Below are 18,990 nucleotides of genomic sequence, written 5' to 3'. Positions count from 1 at the left end.
AAGCTTCCACGGGTAGGATTGGCTGCTGCCGCGGTAAATTTGATATGCTGGCTGGCAGTCCCATTGGCAACCAACTTGCCTTGCACAAGAAGATACTGACCAGTATAAAATTTCACCGTGCTATTGGGAGCAATTGTCAACGTCTTTCCCGACGGCACGGTGATGCTGCTGGACACATTGACTGTATCCGTATCCCAGGTCTCATTGGCCGCAAACATGGGACGTAATTCAAATAATCGCCCTCTGCCAGGGCCAATGGTGATATTGCGGAAATAGCCATTGCTGGTAACAAACAACTCCCCAGAATATAAATCCCGAATTTGGTATTGCCCTGATTTATTGGTGCGCACCGTAATAGTTTGGGGCGGCGCTGGTGTGCCATTATTATCGCTGGAACAGCGCCGATTGACCAGCAGGAAATAATCGTAATTGTTGGACGGATGATCCATGAGGCTGATCTCGATGGTGCCATGACCACCGTCATAGACATCATCGATAATATCGGTGATGTAGCTATGGGCTGTGTCGGTCCAGGTGAAAGCATCAAGAACGGTAAGTGGCAATAATCTAGGACCTAAGGAGTCGAGATGGGTATATAGGTCAGCAACATAACTGTAGGTTGGCTGATTCGGATTCCTTGTTAAAGAATCGATCAATCCAGTCTCATAAGTAGCACCGCCCCAGTGGTAGCTACGATAAACATAAGAATGTACACCTTTCGCATTTCTGGATAAAGCTAAGAATGCCTGGAGCCAGATTTCTGCCTGAGTTGGTCGACGCCAATAGACATGATAAGTTGCATTATAACATTCAAATGTTTGAAATATGATTTCCAATTTAGTATGATTATTACCGCTATTTTTCAGCGCTTCCCAGGTTTGCTGATAGCTCATGACCAACGTATCGATTTTCTGTTGAAAATCATTGCCCATATATGGTGCCGGAGTGTAAGGTGGAGTAGTCTGATTAAACATTCGCAGCGGATACTGCTCGTGTTGATATACATCCAGGCTATCTCCCATGTAGCTGAAGAAATTTTGCAAGGTTGTACCGCCATCCCACTGAAAAATATTGTGAACCACTGTCGATTGCACATCATCTCCAAATAATTGTTGAATGCGACGGCCGGCATGACGAATAAAAGCAAAGTGATCCTGCTGATCCATATAACCCTGATGGGCGACTTGAATCGCACCGATCCCGGCATGATTGGTTTGATAGCGGTTGTAGACACGATTAATAAAACGATCAATTAAAGCCATTTGGATATTTGCAACTTGATTATCGCTTATATAGCGCGATAGCATTGAGTTATAATCATAAGGATTATAATCTCTCACTGGATAATAATATCCACCAGTGGTGTCATCATGGCTGAGCGTAGTTAACGTGGTTACTATGGTTCCATTTCTGCGGTTACAGGTATCGATCATGCCTGGTTGCGCCCGTAACGACATGGATGTAAAATAATTCCCATGAAGCCCATCAATTCGGAGCATTTCATTTGGTTGATCGACGGTATGTTCCGGACCGCAGATGTCATAATTCCAAAGCCCCAGCGGAAAGAAATTAGCTTGAGCGATTATGCAATTGATTGGCAAGGGGATTAAGACCAATTGAAGAATCAATGCCCGTAAGGCAAATCTGAAATAGTTTCTCATTGACAACATGGCAACCTCCATTGGTTAAATTTACCTGATGAGACTTAATTTAATTATTTTTTTTGAGTCATTAAATGTTAATACGGCAAGATAAATGCCGCTACTCACCTCCTTTCCTGAATTGTCGGTTCCGTTCCAACTAGTTTCATATTCTCCAGCCGATTGATACTTTTTAATTAATGTTCTCACCTCCTTTCCTAACAAATTATAAATGGATAATTCAATTTTACCTGCTGAATTTAGATTATATTTAATGCAGGTATTCAAATTAAACGGATTAGGGAAATTTTGAAATAATGAGAAAAGCTGAGCTGGAGGATTTACCGGTCTTACGCTGTTCGTCGTTGTATCATGCAGAACAGAAACACCGCCATCGGTTGCGAACCATATGTCTCCTTTATTGTCAACAAAAACATCATAGACAAAACCATTAACTAATCCATCATCAATATTAAAATGTTTAAAAGTGGTGCCATCAAATTTTGATACACCTAAAGGCCCACCCCATTCGTCGGGCCCATTGGCAATCCAGACATTATTGCTGGAGTCGATTGCTACAGCTGTAACCTGACTTAGTGGATTAATTAAACCATTATCTTTAGTCCAGCGATGTAAAGTAGCGCCATCAAACATCCACAATCCGCATTTCCAATCAACTACACCAAACCATAAATGGTTTTGCTTGTCAAAGGCGATACCAGAAACACGCCCCACATTGAATAAAAAATCATATTTAGTCGATACCCCATTAGAGTGACCAAAATAAAGCTTGCCATAACGATCTGTTTTAATATCACTAATTCCATTATAAATATCCCAGAGGCCCGGGACAGACCAATAATTCCAGCTATTTCCATCAAACCAATAGGCGCCACCGGATTGAAAGACACCACACCAGATGTAACCCAATGAATCCTGACCTAACACATTGGCAACATCAGGGTATCCTTCAGGCGCTGGCTTATAATAAGTAAACTTATTATCATCAAATTTGACGACATAACATCCATGAGGGCCACCTCTCCGAGAAATAACAAACCATTTATTGTTGGATGAATCAACTTCAATGTCATATATTACTGCGAATGTATAATTACCAGTAAAATAGTTAGTCCAGATTCCATTGGTATCCAGTTTGCTTAAACCAGCACCCCAGGTACCAAACCACATATTATCCTGCTTATCCTGAGAAATACAGAAAACAGAATCTCCTGCCAGCCCATCGGCACGGGTATAATATTTCCAGATGCCCTGGGGGAAGGCCCAGTGGGCAGGAATCAGTGAAAACAGAGTGATCAGTGAAAAAATAGTGATCAGTGCGCAAATTGATCGGTTCATGATAGTGCTCCTTTCGGTTGGTTCACAAGTTAAATCATTGGGTTGTTAGAATAGAAAGAACTTAAGCTCCCCCAGGCAATGGCTGGCTCAAATGTGGCGCTGGTGTTCAATTCTGGTTCAGGCTGAAAGAGCGTTAATCGAAGTGCAGGTTCCGATCAGATGGTGGGAGGGAGCCATTGCAGAATGAATTTAACAGGAAAAAGCGAAAAAGGCAAGTGGGTTTTGAGCGTTCCTAAACCTGGGAGGTTTAGGAACGCTGCGGGATTTATAGAGAATCAAAAAAAGCACTTTTAAACTTTTCATCGATCGGGATCGGCTTTCCTTCTCTATTGATGAACACACCAGCGAGCTCCGCCTCGACGATTTGCTTGCCAGTTTTGGTATTGAAAATCTCTTGTTTGAACCGAGCGCTGGTTCGGCCAAGGCTGATCCCTTCGAGGGTAACTTCCAGCTCGTCACCCAAAGTGGCTGGCGCCAAGTACCTGATATTTACTTCGACGATGACGATGTAAATCCCCCGCTTAATATAATCATCAAAGCGCAAACCCGCTTGCTCCAACGCACATACTCGTGCATATTCCAGATAGTTCAAATAGACGGCGTAATTCACATGCCCCTGGGCATCTAATTCGTAAGAACGGACCTTGAGCGATTGGGTGAATTTTTTCATATAGGCTCCTTAGAGGTCAAATTTAGCTAGGCTAGTGGCCTCCTCCATTCAAGAGCGAGTGGCATCAGTGATTTAGCTCGAGAACAGTCCCATCTTTGCGAGCGACCAACACAGAGAAAACTGGTATTTCAGAAAATGCCAACTTCATCTTTTTATCAGCGAACAGATCACTGCAATCCCAAGTTGAATTGGCGAAAATCGCTGGTGTCAGTAGAACTTGCACATCCCTCGTCTCCGTGCCGAGGTTGATAACAATCACATAAAATTTCCGTTCATCTTTTTGAAACAAAGTCACTAATGCATTTGGGGTATTTGTCTGGCAATGGATTGCAGTAGACATCATTTGATGAATTGCCTTAACAATCTTGGGGGTTGGAGTAACGCCCAGGTATACAAGCTTGCCCTTGCCAATGGGAAGCTGGTATCCAATGGTAAATTTTCTGCCCGCCTCATGATCATCCAAGAGTCCATTCTCTTCAGCGTAAATATTATCCACCTGCCGCTCCGATTGGGCCGCATAAAACGGTTCGCCTGGCACCTGTCGAAAGATCGAAAGCGAGTCCTTGATTTGAATCTTAATTGTGCCCAATTTCAAATCAAAATTTTTAGCGAAGGTCGAGCCCTCGGGCGCAACGAAGGGAAGGGCCGCGTATGCTTGAAAAGTCTCATCCAATTGCGGAAATGTATTGCAGCATACCAGCGTGCCCCCTTCTTCGATAAACTGCCGCAGCCGATGATGATTCGTTCGGGGCAACCAGTCAGGTCCAGCATAAAATAGCAATTGGCATTTGGGATCACCCTTTTTCAGATCGAAACTGCTGAATGGGATGCCCGAGTCATAAACCGCTTTCGCCATTGGATTTTGGTGGCCGATGCCCTCTGCCCAAAAATGATACTCGTCTTCAGTGATCGCAGTATTGGTCAGCCGGGTCAATTTTGCGGGATTAAGGCGATGAAAAACTTCTACGATTTTCGTCATCGGTTCGAAAAGCTCGGGTCGGATAAACCCCCGCGAATTGATGGGCGAATAATACCAATTGTCCCGTTCCACCAGCATGTACCAGTTCCAGCCAATGATGCCGGCCATTAATGCAGTCAAGCAAGACATCCGATAATGATTCGCGGTCAAATTTTTGGTGTGATAATGATAGCCATGCCAGATGCCGCATTGGAACTCAGGAATATAGGGAAGCTTGGTAACGGCGCTGGCATAACAGACGTTTCTCAAGAATTTTAAATGTTCATCCTCAGAAGCATGAAATTCGTTGGAAGGATAGAGATCGATGCCGACCAGCCCGAATTCCTCGGCCATTTCCCTCAAATTTTGGCTGTAGCAATGATGCACGGTATTGAGATAGATTGGGATGTCAACACCCGCAGCGCGATAGGCGTTGACTACCCATCTGGCGATCTTTTTAGCGCACCAATGTTGGAACTGAAAGAAATCTAAGGCGCGAGCCTTGCTACCAGGAATTTGATCTTTGAGCTTTATTGTTCCCGCGGTTTCGGAAAACTCGCTGAATCGAGTTTGCCAGATGCGGTTCAGTTGGTCACTATTTTTGTATTTTTCCTTTAGAAATTCCTGAAATAGCCCGTCACCGCCATATAAGCCCAGTTGCTCGCCGTGAAAGTACGCGAACGAGTCGATCTCGTTATCGGCTTGAAGCAAAATGATCGGCCCGCCTTTGGTAGAAAACCAGGGCTTCAAGGTCTCTGTAACGTGCTGAATGTAATGCTCGCATTCTTTGAGAAAAACTGGGTGAAGGCGATGGTAGCGGGCCAGCCGAGCTGGGATGCCAGCCTGCGGCCATTCCGAATAGATATAGGGTCCCGGCCGAATGATCACCTTGAAATTCATTGATTGGCAGAGCTTTAAAAATCCAACCAAATCTCGCTCGGGAATGGTTTCGCCAACAAAATCCAGTTTCCCAGGCTCATATTCATGAAATTCCCAACACACATAACTGGCGATGATCTGAAGGCCCATTTCGCGGACCCGTTGCAAAATTTTCTCCCAATAATAGGGTTGCAGCCGCCAATAATGGACTTCGCCGCTGAGAAGGGAAAGGGCTTCTCCGTCAACACTGAACTGATGGGATCGAAGGAGGTCGTCTTTCATTTGAGTGTTGTCTCAAAGTTGGATTTAAAATTGGGAAAATCTTTCAACACTTTTAAATCGAAGCAATCCAGTTAATTGAAAATGCGCATATGTTAGAAACCACAGATCGAGAAATCTCATCACTGGCTCACGGACAGGATCAGTTCATTGCATCGTCTTTTTTCTGATGTGAGAGCTGAAATACTGGATCAGATTCGATCTGGAACAGATGAATCAGCAGCTATTTTTCCCAAGAGCCGATCAGTAAATGCGAATGCGATACGGCATCAAAGGCCAAAGCAGCACTTGTTGGTGCGTCAGGACATCTTGCCAATGCTTCCACAAACTCTCCATCCGAGGGCTCGCCACAATCCAACGGAGCATCGGATTGGAGATCAGTTTTTCGATCCAGCCTTTCATCGTAGTAAATACGACAATTTTGACCGGCGCGGTGGTGTCGATGCCGGCCTTTTGTTTGGCGAGTTGAATGGCGCGATCCAGACCGCCAAGTTCATCGATCAGGCCCAATTTCTGCGCCTGCTCGCCCATCCACGAGCGGCCCTGAGCATAAGGTTCCAGTTCGTCATACGATTTGCCCCGGGAACTGGCAGCCTTGGCAACGAAATCCCGATAGGTCTCCAGCAACCGATCACTTAATAGTTTTTTCTCATAATCACTCAGTTTTTTTACCCCCAGGAACATATCGGCGTGTTCTCCGCGCTTGATCGTCTCTGGTACCAGACCCAGCTTATCGTATAGGCCGCTCACGTTGGGAAACACCGACCAGATCCCGATCGAACCGGTCAATGTCGAAGGCTGGGCGACAATGGCAGTGGCGCCCATGGAAACCCAATAGCCACCAGAAGCGGCATAATCCGACATAGAGACGATGACTGGCTTTTTCTCTTTCGCCTTTAGAATTTCGCGCCAGACCAGATCACAGCCCAAACCACTGCCGCCCGGCGAATCCACGCGGAATACGATAGCCTTGACGGAACGGGATTTGGCCGCCTTCCTCAGGGCGCGAATGATCGGATCAGTTCCGGCGGAGAACTCGAAACTTAATGGATCAATTTGATCGTCGCCCTCTTGGATGATGCCTTGCGAATAGATCAGGGCGATTTGATCCCGCCCCTTGTTCAAACCCAATGATTCTGAAGAGATGCGATCATAGGTTGCTGAGGAAATCTGATTCAATTTATCTTTTGTCGCCGTTCCATTTAATGCTTTGAGTCGATCAAATAATTGATCCTCGTACAAAATTCCGTCGACCCAGCCGAGCTGCTTAAATTTTTCAGGCGAAAAATAACCTTGATCGAGTACTGCCTTGACCTGGGCCTCGGAAATATTCAATCGATTGGCAATGGCCCTCACTAAATGGGCGTATTGCCAATCCAACAGATCATTGAGCATTTCCAGCACCGGAGCGCTATGTTTTTTCCGTCCCAATTCTTCGCCGGAACGCGATTTATATTTGCCGTAAGCGAAATAATCCACCGTGATCCCGAGCTTCTCTAATAATCCAGGCAAGTGAATGGTTTCAATCACCAGGCCATTCATCTCCATAAATCCGCCAGGAGCGACAAAAATACTGTCGGCTGACAATGCCAGATAATAGTCGCTCTCGGACACATAGGACCCCAGATAAGCGATAATATATTTTCCGGAATTTTTGAAATTCGCCAGAAGCCCTTTGAGCTCATCAATCTTGGCCCAACCGAGCGTGGTGCGGTTGATGCGCAACAGGATCCCTTTAATCCTTTGATCGACGCGGGCTTTTTCGATATTATCACAGATGGCCTTTAGTGAAGTGCTTGGCCCCAGTTTGATCGGAAGACCAGACTTGGGGACGAACTCGGGGATCTGGCCAGAAAGTTGAATGACCAGCGTGGAGTTATTCTCAACCGTCGGAGTCGTATCCGAAAAACTGATAATGATAAAGATCAGTAATAGTATGCCCAGAAGTTTTACGACGATTAAGGTGAGCAAGGTATAAAGAATAACATGAATTGGTTTCATCATTTTCCTCACAAATGCATGGTCATTGAGGTGTGGCTTAGCGCAGCAACTCGATGCGACCGTTCTTAAAAGTCAGGATTCGCACCTCTGAATTGACGCGGCCGTTGCCCTTGAACGTAATTGGGCCTTTGATGCCAGGAAATTTATCCAATTCATCTAAGAAATCGCGGATCTCTTGCCGATTCTGTTTGCGGTGGCCAATAGCGTGAGCAAGAACACTGAGGGCATCACAGCCGTATAACTCCATAATTTCCGGCGTTCGTTTGGTGACGATCCGAAAATCATTTCGAAACTTGATAAAATCCACGCTGGTTTCGTCCACATAATAGCTGCTACAAAAGACAATGCCATCCACATAGTTCTGATTGGCTCGGAGTTTCTCGAGGTCGTACCAATATTCCCCACCGAAAATTTTTGCTCGCAGATTGGCATAGGCGAACTGCGGAGCAAGATATTGGATCTCTTCGGTGTAGCAAGGGAAAAACACACCATCAATACCTGTGACTGGAACCTTTTCCATCCGAAAATCATCGAGTTCCCTGCTAAAGTATCGGACCAAAGAGTCTTTGTTACTGAGCTGAAAGCCCAGATCGCGGATGCTTTTAAATTGACGACTGAGGTCCTGGGCATCGGCATAATACCATTTTTGAGCGACAATTTTCCCGCCCAATTGGTCTACCGTGGCGGTAAAACTATCAGTCATATCCTTGCCATAGCTATCGGCTGGCGCTAACGTGGCAAAGGTCTTTAGGCCTAATTGCTGCATTGCATATCGGGCTATTTGTTTGCCGCGCGTCTCAAGGTCGGAATTAAGTTGAAAAATGTAATTATTGATGGAGGCAATCCCATTGCCAGATGTCGCTGGGACAATCAACGGGATATTAAATCCATCGAGCACGGCGGCCACGGCAACGGTTTTCTCTAACTCCAGTTCGCCGATAATTGCCGCTATCTGGTTGTCACGGGCTAACTCCTGCGCTGCTTTCACCGCCTTCACGATATCGCCTTCCGAATCTTTCACCACCAACCTGATCTTTACTTGCGATGTGTCATTGAATTTTTTCTGAACATATTGCATGCCGGTCAGCAAAGATCGGGCTTGTTGACTATAGGTGCCAGACAATGGCAGGATCACGCCAATGACAACGTCGGCCGACGGAGCTGACAAATTGGTTTTGGTCAGCAGTTGCTTCACGTTGGCCAAATATGGGTTGTCTGGAAATTTTTGGACGAAATTTTGAAGCAAAGAGATCGCCTGGTCCCGATTGCCTTGCTCCAAGTAGCGCTGCGATAATTTAATCGTCACAATCGCAGAAGCGATCGGGCTGGTGATTTGATCCTTCAAGCTCTGCAGTTCTGTAAACGCAATGTTAGAATCAATGATCTTCAACGCATTGTTACGACTTTTCTCAACCAGCTTCTTTGCCTTCCCAAAATCCGCAACCCATAGAAACGCCTTTAGCGAATTGAGATAATCGGCCTGGGCATAGTAGTTAAAACCCAGGGTGTAATAGGCATCATCCAAATAGTTGCTCTGAGGATATTTTTCGATCAATTCATTGAGGACCGAGACAGATTTTTTATATAAGCCCATCTTATAATAGCTCTTTCCCAGCATCAAATAGGTAGCGGTGATGCGCTGATGCAATGGCGTTCGATACAACAGAGATTCAAAGATATCAGTGGCGCGCGGGTAGTTCTGATTGCGATACTCATTCACCCCCTCACTGAAGGTTATTTCTACCTCTGGCACATACCGAGCACCATCGACGCGAATGGTTTGCGCCATGAGAAACGAATGAGAGATCATAGCTTGTGACAAAAACAATAAGAGCAAAGGGCAAATGATTATTCTTAAAATTCTCATATCCTTCCCTCATTCAACAGTCACACTTTTTGCCAGATTTCTTGGCCGATCTACATCACATCCTCGTCGCACCGCAATAAAATAGGCCAACAATTGGAGTGGAATAATGGTAAGTATCGGAGCTAAAAATTCCAATGTGGGTGGAATATAGATCACATGATCAACTTTGCTTCTGATGAAGACATCATCTTCGCTAGCGATTGCGATCACCCTGCCTTTGCGTGCGCGAACTTCCTCGATATTGGTGATGATCTTATCATAAGTCGAATCGCGTGTGGCGATGAACACCACTGGCATATTTTCATCGATTAATGCGATGGGGCCATGCTTCATTTCTGCCGCAGGATATCCTTCGGCATGAATATATGAGATCTCTTTCAATTTCAACGCGCCCTCCAACGCCACAGGAAAATTATAGCCGCGTCCCAGATACAGAAAGTTTTGCTTATCCGCATATTGATCGGCAATGGCGGCAATGTCCTGATGCGATTTCAATATTTTGCTCACCTTCTGGGGCAAGCATTTCAATTCCTGAACGATCTCACGGCCGCGACTGGCCGACATGGAGGTCATCCGACCCAACAACAATGTGAGCAGCGCCAGCACTGTCACCTGAGAAGTAAATGCTTTGGTGGAGGCAACTCCGATCTCCGGTCCAGCATGAAGATAAATGCCCGCATCGGTCTCTCGGGCAATGCTGGAACCGACCACGTTGCAGATGCCAAACACCTTGGCGCGTTTCCGCTTCGCCTCGCGAACCGCCGCCAGGGTGTCCGCAGTTTCACCAGATTGACTGATAACGATCACCACGGTATCTCGATCCAGGATGGGGTCTCGATAACGAAATTCCGATGCGTATTCCACCTCAACCGGGATGCGCACCAGCTCCTCGATCATGTATTCCCCAATCAAGGCGGCATGCCAGGAAGTACCGCAGGCCGTAATGAGAATGCGTCGAGCGTACAATAATGATTCCACCTCATGTTGAATTCCGCCCAAGCGCGCTGTCCCTTCCTCTTCTAACAATCGGCCACGCATAGAATCGAAAATCGTCTGCGGCTGTTCCATGATCTCTTTCAACATAAAATGGGGATAGCCGCCCTTCTCGATCTGTTCAAGATTGTAAGGGATCTGCTCGATCCGCTTCTGGACTGGACGATCATCGATGGTTTTGATCACCAAGCTCTCACGCCGCACAATTGCCATCTCGTTATCATCGAGATACGTCACGTTGCAGGTATGTCCGGCGATCGCCGCAACATCGGAAGCGATCAGGTATTCTCGATCGCCAATGCCAAGCACAATAGGGCTGCCATTTCGTGCGGTAATGAGCATATCCGGCTCATCACTGCAGATCACAGCTATCCCATAAGTCCCTTTGATCAACAATAGCGCCTCTCGGACCGCAGCCTCTAATCCGCCATTAGCCTGGTAGAATTGCTCGATTAAATGGACCAATACTTCGGTATCGGTCTGCGTTTTGAAATGATGACCTCGGGCTTGTAAATCCGCTTTCAAAGCAGCATAGTTTTCGATAATCCCATTGTGGATTATAGCGATCTTTCCCGTGCAATCATCGTGCGGATGGGCATTGATCCAGCTCGGTTCGCCGTGGGTAGCCCAGCGCGTATGGCCAATTCCCACGGTGCCAGGCAATTCTCTCTTTTGCAGCTCGGCCTCCAATTCCGCGATCTTGCCGCTCCGCTTATGAATCAACAGCTTCCCAGTCGCTATGGTGGAAATTCCAGCCGAATCATAGCCCCGATATTCCAATCGTTTTAATCCTTCTAATAAGATCGGTGCTGCTGGTTTCGGCCCAATGTAACCCACAATTCCGCACATGCAAGCGCCCTTTCCTTTATTTTGAACAGGCGATTTGTCGCCAATCCATTAATCGTTAGCCTTCTACTGCCTCAGAGCTTCAGTTTCATCGATCTTCATGCACAGTTTTTAAGCGACCTATTCCCACTCGATAGTGCTGGGTGGCTTGGAGCTGATGTCATAAACCACCCGATTCACTCCCTGCACCTCATTGATAATTCGGTTGGCAACGGTAGCCAATAGTTCGCTGGGAAGCCTGGCCCAATCGGCGGTCATCGCGTCTTCGCTGGTGACGGCGCGCAACGCAATCACATCTTCATAGGTCCGCTCATCGCCCATCACGCCCACGGACTGAACTGGGAGCAACACGGCGAACGCCTGCCAGACTTGATCGTACCAGCCAAACTTTCGGAGTTCGTGGATAAAAATCTGATCAGCATGGCGCAAGATTTCAAGCCGCTCGCTGGTCACCTCACCCAGAATGCGCACCGCCAAACCCGGTCCCGGAAACGGATGGCGGCCGACCAACTCGGGTGATAGCCCCAGCTCACGCCCGACCTGCCGAACCTCATCCTTAAACAGTTCGCGCAACGGCTCGATCAATTTCAGATTCATCTTTTCGGGGAGTCCACCGACATTATGATGCGTCTTGATCACAGCCGAAGGCCCCCGCGTCGAAACGCTCTCGATCACATCGGGATAAAGCGTCCCTTGAACCAGATATGTCACGTCGCCGAGTTCCGTCGCCACTTTTTCAAAAGTCCGAATGAATTCCTCTCCGATGATCTTCCGCTTCTGCTCGGGATCGATCACCCCTTTCAGCCGATCCAAAAAGCGATGGCTCGCATCCACATAGCGAAAATTCAAACCCAATTGCCTTTCGAACGTGTCCTGAACCTGATCAGCTTCTCCGCGTCGCAGGAGGCCGTTGTTTACGAACACACAGGTGAGTCGATCGCCGATCGCTCGATGGACCAGCACCGCGGCCACCGAAGAATCGACGCCGCCAGACAGGGCGCAGATTGCCCGCTGGTCCCCCACCTGCTGTCGAATGTGCTCGATGGATTCATTAATAAACGATTTTGGTGTCCATAGACCGTGACAAGCTGCCACGCGATACAAAAAATTTCTTAGGATTTGATTGCCCTGTTCAGTATGCGCAACCTCTGGATGGAACTGCAAGCCATAGATAGGTTGGTCTCGATGCCGAATGATCGCATAGGGCGAATTGGCAGTGCTACCCAAAACCCAAAATCGTTCCGGCAAGCGTACCACTCGATCGCCATGGCTCATCCAGACCCGAGATTGGGAAGGCAAATCTACTACCAGCGGATCACTCGTCTTGATTCGCAACAGGGCATCACCATACTCCCGATGATCCGCTGGTGCGACTTCGCCGCCAAGCAAATGGCAAATCAACTGTAAGCCATAGCATATTCCCAGAATCGGGATGCTAAGCTCGAAAATCTGTCGATCAACCAATGGCGCCAGCGGCTGATAAACCGAGGCTGGCCCTCCAGAGAGTATGATTCCTTTCGGACGTAACGATGCGATAGCGTCTACGGGATAATTGTAGGGCTTGATTTCGGAGTATACGCCTTGCTCCCGCACACGCCTGGCGATGAGTTGCGTATATTGAGAGCCAAAATCAAGGATCAAAATCAATTCTTGATGGATATCTGTCATCTCGATGTTTCTTTCTGACCAAAGATCATTTTTTTGCAACTGCCAAATCAGCACCAAAAAAGCTTGCGCCGAGCGAATTCGTCCCAAATCATATGGCTAAAGTTGCAAAAAATTAATCGCTGTCAATATAAAATATTTTCATCCAATAGTCAATAGAAATTTCGACGCGCTGGAGTCTCGCTCAAGGGTCAAACCAAGTTGACTCGTCTAACCCCAAAGGCCAATTGCGGACGAGTGATCTCTGATTCCTCAACAAATCACCACGTTGAATACATCGCTTTTTGGATTTTCGCCAGGTCGCCGCCTAACATTTTGGTCATATAAACGATCCGGGCGATGCTTTCCAAGATGTGCGAATATTGCAGTGCTTCTTCCAAAAAATCGCCGATGGCAAAAGCACCATGGCCGCGCACCATGACGATTTTATAATTCTTTAAGGCTTTCGGCAGCTCTTCCTCCATCTCTTTGGAACTAGTGCCGAACTCGAACTCTAATACCGGAACTTTACGGAGATAGTAAGAACCTTCCACATCGATGGCGATAATTTCATCTTGCACCAATGATAATGCGGTAGCAGTTAATGGATGGGTATGAACGATGGCGAGGCAGGAGGTTCCCTTATAGATCGCCCGATGGACGTTGACCTCGGTGGAAGTGAGCGAGATGCCGCTGTCGTTCCGCTCCAGCCCGGTCTCGATGATGTCGTTTTCTGTGAGAAATCCCAACATCGAGCCGCGTCGCGTGATCAGAATTCGGTCGCCGATTCGCATGCTCATATTGCCACTATGAGAATTGTTCAATTCTTTCTCCCAAATCATGCGGCCGATCTTTTGAAATTCTTTGATGATATCCTGATATTTTTCTTTAGCCATTGATCAATCCCTCCAAACCAAGTTCAGTGAGCTTTTTTGCCTGGGGTACGCCATTTCGATCCCAACCGCGGAATTGGTAGTATTCATCCAGCATCGGTTCCAGATTGACAGTTCTGCCTTTGGCTGGTCCGCTTTTTATGGGTTCCTCCAACAGCCGTTTTGGAAGGGTATCGTCCTTGCGGCTGAACCCTTCCCGAAGATTATAGAGCTTTTCGAGATTGACGATCCGCTCGCCGATGAGCATCACCTCTTGGGAACGATATGGCACGCCGGTGACCGCTTCCAATAATCTTGCCCAGACAAACTCATTGGCAGCATACGTGGAGAAACGACACACCACCATAGAATCGATGGCCGCTCCCAAGTCCATGTGCCGGACTGCCTGTCCAGCTTTTCCCACCGATGCGAATCGGTCGATCATGCGCGGAGCCCCCAAGATCTCTGGACCGATGACAAATCCGCCGCGCAAATGACAACCACCCCGATTGGAGATAGCGTACGCTAGCCCCTGGCCTTGAGCGCCGCGAGGATCGTAAGCCGCCAGCTCCAGCCCTTTCACTTGCATGGAATATTGCTCTGCGCCATATTTGGCAGCAAACCGCTTCGACCCAAGCGCAAGCTCTGCTCCGATGCCCTCGCGATATGCGATCTTTCGAATTATTTCTTTCAATTTGTGCGCCTCACCAAAATGAATACCGGTATCGACGATGCCCCGCTGATTTAGCTCCATCGCACAGGCGATGGTCCCACCTGTCGAAATAGTATCAAGCCCCAATTTATTGCAGAGGTAATTTGCTTCAGTAATCGCTTCGAGGTCATCAATGCCACAATTGGCACCCAACGCCCAATCCGATTCGTACTCAGGGCCCTCCCCTTCCTCGTTGCGCGTTCGGGTCTTGCGAGCACATTGGATGATGCACCCCCAGCATCCCGATTTTTTGATCAAGATCTGATCGGTGATCGATTCCCCCGAGATCTTCTCCGCCCCCTCGAATTGCGAGTCCTGATAGTTGCGCGTGGGAAATATCCCTGCCTCGTTCATAATATTGACCAACACAGCAGTACCGAATTCTGGCAGTCCCTTGGATGTGATCGGATGGGCACGAACCAGCTTATTCGCCTCATAGGTGACAAATTTCATCCGCTCAGGATCAGCGATTTCGATCTTTTTGGTGCCCTTAGCAACGATGGCCTTGAGATTTTTCGAACCCATCACTGCACCGACACCAGCCCGCGCCAGCGCCCGATCTTTATCGTTCATGATTGCCGCAATCAACACCTGATTTTCCCCAGCCGGCCCGATGCACAATACGCTGGTTCCTTTGCCCTCGGTCTCTTCTAAAATGTCGGTCGTCTCGTGGACATCTTTGCCCCACACCTGCCTTGCATCTTTTATTTCGATTTGATCGTCGAAAATGGTGAGATACACTGGCGTATCCGCTTTGCCAGTGACGATTAACGCATCATAGCCACATTTTTTGAAGTAAACGCCCCACTTGCCGCCGGAATTCGCATCGGTGATCGCGCCAGTCAATGGAGATTTCGTCGTTACGCTGAATCTTCCTGGCGTCGCAGCAGTGGTCCCAGTGAGCGGCCCAGTGGCAAAGATCAAAACGTTCTCTGGATCGAGCGGCTTAACTGTGTGATCGACCTCGTGATACAAAACCCATGCACCAAAGCCTCGTCCGCCTAAAAATTTTCTCCAGACTTCAACATCGATCGGCTCTTCTGTGACAGATCGCTCCGTCAAGTTGACTCGCAATAGTTTTCCCATCCATCCGTTCATGCAATTGTCTCCATTTATTTTTTGATTTCAGTTGATTTGTCGTTTATAAGACAAAAAGCAAAAATTAACTCTTCTATGAGTGGACCATCTCTTTCGAAAGCATCACATTTCGGCTTCCAAAAGCGCACCCTGCTCGTTGTGATTTTCTCATGCCATCGAATCTTTCACCAGTGCTTCCACCATTCCATTCCTCCAATGCTCCATTCTTCCTTGAAATTAATATGCCAGTGTTTCCCCAGTTCTCTCATCATTCGCCTTAATTATCAGCCACCGGCAATCATAGGAAAGATGCTCAATACATCCCCATCCGTCAATTCCTGATCCATCTGACAATGGATTCCATTGAGCATAAGCACATAGCTATCTTTTTCCGAGAGGTTCAATTCGCGGATCGCATCCAGAACTCGGCTTCCCAAAGATAGATCTAATTCGCATTCGCTTTTGCCCAGCTTCTTCCTCAAAGATGCAAATAATTTGGCTTTGATTTTCATAATACTCCAGTAATATTTGAAGATGTCGATTTGAGATATTACGCAATGATTTAATCCGATGTCAAATTTTAGAGTGGATTCAGTTCATTTACAGCATTTCAAAATCAAGATTGTGTGATCGTCCACACGGGGATGGCCGTTGTAGAACGCCGCGATATCTGCTTCAATCGCCTTTAAGATTTCCTGAGCGCCCTTGCCGCGCTGCGATTCTAACAATCGGAGCAATCGCGGTTCGCCGTAAAGTTCAAATTCAGCTTCGCTCGATGGAGCGGATAATCGCGCAGCCTCGATGATCCCATCTGTATAACAAACCAGAACATCCCCCGGAGCAAGCGTTACGATTTTGATCATATTCGCCCGTTCAAACATTCGAGCATCTTGGGTGAGACCAATCCCAAGCCCACGTGATTCGAGTAACTGGACGGAGCGCTTGGGGTCTGCGGGTACGATGATCGGCGCACAATGCCCAGCGCGGGTGAATTGAAGTTTGTTCTCCTCCGGATTTAAAATCCCGATAATGGAAGTGACAAAGATCTGACGATCAAGGATTGTGGTGGCAAAATAATTGTTCAATCGGGACGCGATTTGCTTGGGATCACTGGTGAACTGTCGCGAGAACCGAACCAAGCTCATACATTGGGCCATATAGAGCGCTGCTGAAGATCCCTTTCCAGAGACATCCCCGATCGTAAACAAGTAGCGCTGGTTGTCCACGGCAAAGATATCATAAAAATCGCCCCCGACGGTATTGGCCGTTTGCATCGAAGCTGCAAGCTCAAAATTCGGGATCTGCGGCAAGTGCTGAGGCAGTAGGCTCAATTGTACCTGACGCGCTAATTGCAGTTCATATTCAAATAAATCGCGTTCCCGAGCCTCTGCTATTTTTTTCTTCAATTGCTGACCCATCTCATTAAAATGATCGGCCAGCTCCACGAATTCATCCTCGCCCTCGAGAGTTATTTTATGATCCAGATTTCCAGTGGCAATTTGCTGGATACCTGCTCGGAGTTGAGCAAATTTTTCGATGATCGTTTCATTGATTTGTTCACCAAATTTCACCACCTGCCGGACCACAAAGCTATTGAACAGCAGATAAATGACCAGCAATACCATCAGGATTTGAGGGAGGCCAGAAAATAAAATGACCGGCTCTAATTTCATGATGATATCGAAAGCTAGAAAGCGATTGCTCGGCTTGTCCTCCTGCCAGAATGGCAAATAAACCCGGCCAAACACGAGCTGATATTTATCTTTAAACAGGAATTCAAATTTGTTCAGAATTTTTTCAGGCGTAGAATAGGGATAATCCAATTGGATCGAAACGCCAGAATCTGATTTGATGGGCAAAGCGCCCAGGGGAAAGATGCGGATATGTCGCTCCCGTTGCCAGAGAAAATCCGCGCGATAGATATAAGAGCTCCACTTGCTCGGAGTCAACGGATAGGCGTTCATCGAAGTGCCCGCCAGATAGCGTAAATTCTTCGTGATGGATCGTAACCATTGTTCATCGATTTTGATGAGATAGAGCTCTCTGCTGGATTGCCTTAAAAAGATGAAAAAATCGTTTCTTGGCTTGATAAATGGGATGATCCCAGGACGGTGCCGCATTTCGATCACGCCAATCCCTCTCAATTGTTCAAAAGCAACGGTCGGCTCATAATCCACCACCTTGCTAAATTCACTAAGCTGTTCCAGATCGATCTTGTACCATTCAACACCTGGCGCTGGCGCCCCATGCTCGAACTTCTCCAGTTGATCCTGAATTGTGCGGCGCAAATTTTCGGCTTGCCAGCCAGATAGAAATGAATAGAAGATGATGGTCAGTAGAACGAATTGAATGAGCTGCGGAAAAGTAGATTGAAACAGCCCGGATATTTTCAATTTACGAGACAGACTGGCGTGATTATAGATGAGGACCACGGGGATTTTAATCAGCATCGCCAGCAGATAAAACTTATTAAATTGGAACAGAACGGCACTGATCAGATACCAACCATTGGTCCCAGCTAGCGTTTTGCTATCTATATCCGAAAAGGGATTTAATCCTGCTATTGTTCGATAGAAGAAGAACAATAACAGCAGATAGATCCAGCATTCCAACTTGCTGAGCTCTTCCAGCCACCGGGTATTTTGTAGCAAAGTGATAAGGGTCAGGGCATAAAAGAAAAACTTTGCATAATCATTGTCGCTGGACAGAGCGACATATCCGAGCAGGCCGAGCGCCGTTAGCGTCAGGAGGATTGCTTTTTTGCCGTGTCGGTTGTGTACGATGATCAAACTGAAGTTCAGGGCCATCAGGCTGGTCAGCAGGATGAGCAGCGCCAACCAGACGTTTTTTTCTTGCAGGGAAGGATCGACGGAGACTGTGGCGTTAATCAGCAACCGCGAGAACAATGTGAATAAATAAAGTACCAGCAGCAGAGCCTCGATGGGCGGGCGAAAATTCCTATCAATATGAATGACGAATCCGATCAGGAACACCAGATGAATCAATAAGAAAAAGCTCCAATAGCCTGACCAGGAAAACGAATAGGCTAAGGTCAAGCCGAACAGGCTCAACAACCATCCCCACCAGTTGAGCTGGGTCGTTCGGGAGAGCAATTGTTGTCGTGTCAATCGGGCAGTGAACTCCCGCAGCCGAGTGACGAGGCTGATATGCTTCTCTGCCAATTTCTCCTCAT

At 47.3% G+C, this 18,990-nt stretch carries 12 protein-coding genes; all 12 read right to left on the bottom strand.

Annotated elements, in window-relative coordinates:
• Positions 1-1,670: hypothetical protein (locus ONB37_13835; GenBank protein ID MDZ7401237.1), on the bottom strand; the 1,670-nt coding region annotated here is incomplete at its 3' end.
• Between the two features lie 21 nt (positions 1,671-1,691).
• Positions 1,692-2,999, bottom strand: coding sequence for a T9SS type A sorting domain-containing protein (locus tag ONB37_13830; GenBank protein ID MDZ7401236.1), 1,308 nt, complete (start codon positions 2,997-2,999; stop codon positions 1,692-1,694).
• A gap of 265 nt (positions 3,000-3,264) precedes the next feature.
• Positions 3,265-3,669, bottom strand: coding sequence for an acyl-CoA thioesterase (locus tag ONB37_13825; protein ID MDZ7401235.1), 405 nt, complete (start codon positions 3,667-3,669; stop codon positions 3,265-3,267).
• A 64-nt stretch (positions 3,670-3,733) separates the two neighbouring features.
• Complete coding sequence (locus ONB37_13820) at positions 3,734-5,788, bottom strand: beta-galactosidase (protein ID MDZ7401234.1); 2,055 nt, start codon at positions 5,786-5,788, stop codon at positions 3,734-3,736.
• Positions 5,789-6,028: 240 nt separating this feature from the next.
• Positions 6,029-7,789, bottom strand: a complete 1,761-nt coding sequence (gene sppA, locus ONB37_13815) for a signal peptide peptidase SppA (protein ID MDZ7401233.1) — start codon at positions 7,787-7,789, stop codon at positions 6,029-6,031.
• A 34-nt stretch (positions 7,790-7,823) separates the two neighbouring features.
• Entirely contained in the window at positions 7,824-9,653 is a 1,830-nt protein-coding gene (locus ONB37_13810; protein ID MDZ7401232.1) for an ABC transporter substrate-binding protein, read from the bottom strand.
• A 9-nt stretch (positions 9,654-9,662) separates the two neighbouring features.
• Positions 9,663-11,495 (bottom strand): glutamine--fructose-6-phosphate transaminase (isomerizing), encoded by a 1,833-nt coding sequence (gene glmS, locus ONB37_13805; GenBank protein ID MDZ7401231.1) that lies wholly within the window; start codon positions 11,493-11,495, stop codon positions 9,663-9,665.
• A 117-nt stretch (positions 11,496-11,612) separates the two neighbouring features.
• The gene (gene guaA / locus ONB37_13800; protein MDZ7401230.1) at positions 11,613-13,160 is read right to left on the bottom strand and encodes a glutamine-hydrolyzing GMP synthase; all 1,548 of its coding nucleotides are present in this window, start codon (positions 13,158-13,160) and stop codon (positions 11,613-11,615) included.
• 257 nt (positions 13,161-13,417) lie between these two features.
• Positions 13,418-14,032: an aldolase gene (locus ONB37_13795; GenBank protein MDZ7401229.1), complete on the bottom strand. Its 615-nt coding sequence runs from the start codon at positions 14,030-14,032 to the stop codon at positions 13,418-13,420.
• Positions 14,025-15,818 (bottom strand): aldehyde ferredoxin oxidoreductase family protein, encoded by a 1,794-nt coding sequence (locus ONB37_13790; GenBank protein MDZ7401228.1) that lies wholly within the window; start codon positions 15,816-15,818, stop codon positions 14,025-14,027. The genes ONB37_13795 and ONB37_13790 overlap by 8 nt, the downstream gene beginning before the upstream one ends.
• A gap of 263 nt (positions 15,819-16,081) precedes the next feature.
• Positions 16,082-16,309, bottom strand: a complete 228-nt coding sequence (locus tag ONB37_13785; GenBank protein MDZ7401227.1) for a MoaD/ThiS family protein — start codon at positions 16,307-16,309, stop codon at positions 16,082-16,084.
• An 84-nt stretch (positions 16,310-16,393) separates the two neighbouring features.
• Complete coding sequence (locus ONB37_13780) at positions 16,394-18,979, bottom strand: SpoIIE family protein phosphatase (protein ID MDZ7401226.1); 2,586 nt, start codon at positions 18,977-18,979, stop codon at positions 16,394-16,396.
• Between the last annotated feature and the right edge of the window lie 11 nt (positions 18,980-18,990).

The organism is candidate division KSB1 bacterium, assembly GCA_034506395.1.
Classification (GTDB): domain Bacteria; phylum Zhuqueibacterota; class Zhuqueibacteria; order Thermofontimicrobiales; family Thermofontimicrobiaceae; genus Thermofontimicrobium.
The sequence above is the reverse complement of the archived record's forward strand: the minus strand, read 5'-3'. Positions and strand labels throughout refer to the sequence as shown.

What these genes read in the sequence shown, in the direction of transcription:
- ONB37_13790 (MDZ7401228.1), bottom strand. Translation starts at nt 15,818, where the DNA reads ATGAACGGATGGATGGGAAAACTATTGCGAGTCAACTTGACGGAGCGA.
- sppA (MDZ7401233.1), bottom strand. Translation starts at nt 7,789, where the DNA reads ATGATGAAACCAATTCATGTTATTCTTTATACCTTGCTCACCTTAATC.
- ONB37_13830 (MDZ7401236.1), bottom strand. Translation starts at nt 2,999, where the DNA reads ATGAACCGATCAATTTGCGCACTGATCACTATTTTTTCACTGATCACT.
- ONB37_13825 (MDZ7401235.1), bottom strand. Translation starts at nt 3,669, where the DNA reads ATGAAAAAATTCACCCAATCGCTCAAGGTCCGTTCTTACGAATTAGAT.
- ONB37_13820 (MDZ7401234.1), bottom strand. Translation starts at nt 5,788, where the DNA reads ATGAAAGACGACCTCCTTCGATCCCATCAGTTCAGTGTTGACGGAGAA.
- glmS (MDZ7401231.1), bottom strand. Translation starts at nt 11,495, where the DNA reads ATGTGCGGAATTGTGGGTTACATTGGGCCGAAACCAGCAGCACCGATC.
- ONB37_13785 (MDZ7401227.1), bottom strand. Translation starts at nt 16,309, where the DNA reads ATGAAAATCAAAGCCAAATTATTTGCATCTTTGAGGAAGAAGCTGGGC.
- guaA (MDZ7401230.1), bottom strand. Translation starts at nt 13,160, where the DNA reads ATGACAGATATCCATCAAGAATTGATTTTGATCCTTGATTTTGGCTCT.
- ONB37_13795 (MDZ7401229.1), bottom strand. Translation starts at nt 14,032, where the DNA reads ATGGCTAAAGAAAAATATCAGGATATCATCAAAGAATTTCAAAAGATC.
- ONB37_13810 (MDZ7401232.1), bottom strand. Translation starts at nt 9,653, where the DNA reads ATGAGAATTTTAAGAATAATCATTTGCCCTTTGCTCTTATTGTTTTTG.